General features: G+C 51.1%; 4 protein-coding genes and 1 pseudogene. All 5 read right to left on the reverse strand.

Annotated features, from left to right (window positions below):
• A pseudogene (locus tag B5E67_RS14980) lies at window positions 1-192 on the reverse strand (DUF3847 domain-containing protein); the annotation flags it as partial.
• Between the two features lie 131 nt (window positions 193-323).
• Window positions 324-1,157: a methyltransferase domain-containing protein gene (locus B5E67_RS14985; protein WP_002584969.1), complete on the reverse strand. Its 834-nt coding sequence runs from the start codon at window positions 1,155-1,157 to the stop codon at window positions 324-326.
• A gap of 185 nt (window positions 1,158-1,342) precedes the next feature.
• A complete protein-coding gene (locus tag B5E67_RS14990; protein WP_087385887.1) occupies window positions 1,343-1,639 on the reverse strand; it encodes a hypothetical protein in 297 nt (98 codons plus the stop codon).
• A 171-nt stretch (window positions 1,640-1,810) separates the two neighbouring features.
• On the reverse strand, window positions 1,811-2,137 hold the full coding sequence (locus tag B5E67_RS14995; protein WP_087385888.1) for a TnpV protein: 327 nt from the start codon (window positions 2,135-2,137) through the stop codon (window positions 1,811-1,813).
• The coding region (locus B5E67_RS15000) for a DUF4368 domain-containing protein (protein ID WP_087385889.1) at window positions 2,134-3,929 on the reverse strand (1,796 nt) is incomplete at its 5' end. The genes B5E67_RS14995 and B5E67_RS15000, both read right to left, overlap by 4 nt.

Here is a 3,929-nt window from a genome sequence, read left to right on the forward strand (position 1 = left end):
TCTTTGCTTCTGGCACAATGCTCTCAAAGACCGCACCCCGGACGATCAGCCGATGGCTGCGCGTCCTGCGTTCCTCTTGGGATAACTTTTGCCGCAACACCTTTTCCCGATTTTCAAGCTGCCGGATTTTCTTCTTCCCGTCCTCAATCTCGGCTTGCAATTCCTCGCGTTTTTTTCTCTCGGTTTCGTCATGGGTGGTCACTCCTTTCTACCTGTCGGCACAGAAAAAGGACAGTCGATTTCCTCGGCTGTCCTTTTGATTAGGGTGTTTGGTTTACTCCGTTCTGCTCAATAAATGGGAATATTAAATATCAATACGCCCTTTAATACATTCCTATTAAAACATCAGCTTCGATTGTCAAATGTGTGAGAGTACGCCAATCAACGCAATCTTTTTCAACGCAAAAGAGAAGCGGCGTCATTTCAATAAACGACATTCTTTGTTCTGATGACAACTGTACGGTGGCTGAAACCGTTTCTCTTGAAATGGTTTTAAGATATTTCTCAAAATATTCAACGACAGACTCATTTGAATAATCTGGATTTTTCAAGTGTGCTTGCACTTTAGTCCTGATTTCCCTCAAATGATTTTTCGTAGGAATTACTTTCACAACATATCCGTTAGGAGATAGCAATCGCTGAAATTCTTTGTAGTGTGCAGGCGAAAATATGTCTAAAATACAATCCATACTTCCGTCTTTCAAAGGGATTTTTGATAAGTCAGTAACAAACCACTTCACTGCTTTGCGCTTGTCTTTTTTTGATGCAATCTGTATTGCCTCCCTTGACAAGTCAAAGGCAAAGATGTTTCGTTCTGTTCTTTGCTGTATCTGCCTTGCATAGAAACCCTCGCCGCAACCAACATCTAAAATGTTTCTTATAGATGGCGTATCAGAAATAAACTGTATGATTTTCTCCAACACAACATCATACATGCCATACTCCAAAATTTGGTGCCGGTTGTCAAAAGACCGCTTGCTGTAGTTGGTTTTGGGCGATGATTTTAACAACAAATTTACATACCCATATCTTGAAATATCAAAGCAATGTCCATGTCTACAAATTAGGCTATTGCCTTGTATATCCATTGATTTTGTGCAAATTGGGCATTGAAAATAAACCTTGCTGTCTGCAAAGCGTGATAAATTATTATTCATTTGTTTTTCCTCCGTAATTACATCTCTGCTTCAATAAGCGAGTTATGCAATACGGATAACCGCAACATAACTCGCGGTTTTATCTTAATCTCATAAATGTAACCATTGTGTTGTCCTCCAATCAATTCCGCAGTATTACTCTGCTTTTAGAAAAAGTATAGCACAAAACTATGAACATTTCAACTCTATTTCAGCCTGTCGGCGACGTTGCTCTCTCTGGCATACCGCCGCGCCGCTTCCCGCCGTTCCTCGCTGTATGGGGCGGTCAGACGGAAAGAGAAGCGGCCTTTCTCAATGTCAAACTCCATGCAGCCCGTTTCCGGGTCTGCGTCCGTCTGCTGGCAGATTGCCGGATAACGGCGGCTGTATGCAAGCAGACGCTTCTTTAAGGCGGTGTTGTGGGTGCGGATATGGATAAGGGGGTCTTTCTCGTCAAACCAAATATCGGTGGTCTTTTCCTGCTTGGTAATCCCTGTTCTCATGCAAGCTCCTTTCTGCGCCCCTGTTACGCAATAGGGGCATTTTTCGGGTGTTTTCTCCGGCTCTTGACTTGGAGAAAACGGCGTTTTTGACGATAAAAACCGCCCGGACGGGGAATGGTTCGTCGGGGCGGCTGTTATCGCAAGATTTCTGTTTTTTCCGGCTCTTGACCGTTAAACATAGATTAACTCATGCATTACGATTTCCTCGGCTCTCGCCTTGCAGTTGTTCATCAAACCTACCCATTTCATCGGGTCGGCGGCTTTGAGGGCTTCGGTGGCTCCTGCTTCTCTGGCAAGGCGGGGCATGAGGTAGTCCAGCATATCCCGCGCCGCCCGGTCTGTTTCCGCAAGGTGGGGATATAGCTTCTCGCTGGCAACAAGGGCGGTATAAAGACGGTGGCGGTATTGTTCCAGATAGGCTTTCCGCAGCCGCCCATAGTGGCCGATATGGGGCTTCGGGGTAATAGGGCGGTTCCCATTGTCAATCAATCTTCTCATGCGATTTGTTCTCCTTTCTCGTCCTGCTTCTTTTTGTGGTAGTTCTCCCGCCTTGCAGCAAGGAAGTTTTCATACCGGGCTTGGGCTTCGGGATTTTCGGCTGCGGCTTCCTCGTACATCTTCTGACGGGATTTCTTGGTAGCTTCACTATGGTATGCCCGCCGCCTTGCAAGCTCGGCGGCTGCGGCGGGGTCGGTTTCCGCTTGGGCTTTCAGTTCTTGGTAGGCGTTCTTCTTCCGGCTCCGGCTGGCTTCAAGGCGTTCCGTTTCCTCTGGCGTGAGTGGCTGACCTGCGTCCAGTGCGGCGGCAAGCTCTTTCAGCGTCCGGGGCTTGGGCGGCTGTGCCGCTTTCTGACGCTCATACCATGCCTTGTGCTGGCGGTTTTTCCTCTCCCGGTAGGCGGCAAGGCGTTCTGCTTCCTCCGGCGTGAGGTCGGCTCCGGCCTTTTGCAGCGCGGCAAGCTCCTTTAAGGATTTCGGCTTCGGGGGCTTGGGCGGTTCGGTGGCTTTCCGCTTCTCCCGCCATTCCTTTTGCCATGCCCGGTTATGGGCTAACCGCGCTTCATCTGCCGCCTGTTCCTCCGGGGTCAACAAGCCCGCTTTCTTCCTCGCGGTAAACTCCCGTTTCTCTGCCTTGCGCTTTTCTTCCCGCGCTTTGGCAAGCTCCTGTGAGTGGGCTTCCTTTGCGGCCTGTTCCTCCTGCTGGCGGCGTTGTTCCTCGGCTTCCATTGGGGTAACGATATGGGCGGGGACTTCAAACGCACCGATGAAGTTGAGGTAAATATCTATCCGCTGACGGCGGCTATTCCCGCGTCCCTCGCCCTCATGGACAACGACTTTTTCGATAAACTCGTTGAGCATGGGCGTTGTCAATTCGGAAAAATCAGTGTAGCGGCTCACAAGCTCGATAAACTTATCTGTTTTCAGCCTGTCGGCGTTCCAGCTCTCGATTGCTTCCTGCCATTGTGCGATAGCGGCTTCCAGCCCGGTCTGTTCCTCGTCGTATTCGGCAAGCAGACGGGTAAAGTGCCTATCGGGTATCTTGCCTGTGGCGTTGCCCTCGTATAGCTTCTTTACAAGGCCGTCCAGCTCCTTACACCGCCGCTGTGCCTTGCTCACTTTCTGCCGGTACTCCTTGACGGCGTTCTCTTGGTGCTGGTCGGACGCTTCCCGCACACGCTCGATAAACTCCGCTTCATTGTGCCGCACATACCAGCTCACGCGCTGGATTGCGGCAAGAATGGCGGCTTCCATTTTTGCGGTGGGGATATAGTGCATGGTACAGTCGCGGGTAAGCTGGCGGTAGCTGGAACACACAAAAGCGTCGTCCAGATACTTGCCTTGCACAAGGCTGCTGCGGTGGGTCAGCTTCGCGCCGCAGTCGGCGCAGTAGAGAAGCCCGGTCAAGCGGTTTGGGGTGGTCTGCCGCTTGGGGGCGCGGCGTTTTGTCCCCATAAGCCGCTGGACGGTATTCCATGTTTCCTCGTCCACAATGGCGGGTATCTCCCCGTCAAAAATATACTGTTCCTCCGGCGCGGTCTTGCGGGTGCTTTTGGTCTTGTAGTTCTCGCAGACGGTTTTCCCTAAAACCTTGCGCCCCGTGTACTCCGGGCGTTTGAGGATATAGCTGATAGTTGTTGTTGACCATGCGTAGGGGTCTGTGTACTTCGCCGCCCGGACGGGTGCGCCTATCCGCTTCCAATGCTCGGACGGGATAGGGATTTTCTCGGCGCGGAGTGCCCTTGCTATGCTGGCGATACTCTCCCCGGCAACAACGCTGTGGAAGATACGGC

This window comes from Faecalibacterium sp. An122, from assembly GCF_002160895.1.
Classification (GTDB): domain Bacteria; phylum Bacillota; class Clostridia; order Oscillospirales; family Ruminococcaceae; genus Faecalibacterium.

Coding starts and splice junctions, on each gene's coding strand:
- B5E67_RS14995 (WP_087385888.1), bottom strand. CDS start 2,137: ATGAGAAGATTGATTGACAATGGGAACCGCCCTATTACCCCGAAGCCC.
- B5E67_RS14985 (WP_002584969.1), bottom strand. CDS start 1,157: ATGAATAATAATTTATCACGCTTTGCAGACAGCAAGGTTTATTTTCAA.
- B5E67_RS14990 (WP_087385887.1), bottom strand. CDS start 1,639: ATGAGAACAGGGATTACCAAGCAGGAAAAGACCACCGATATTTGGTTT.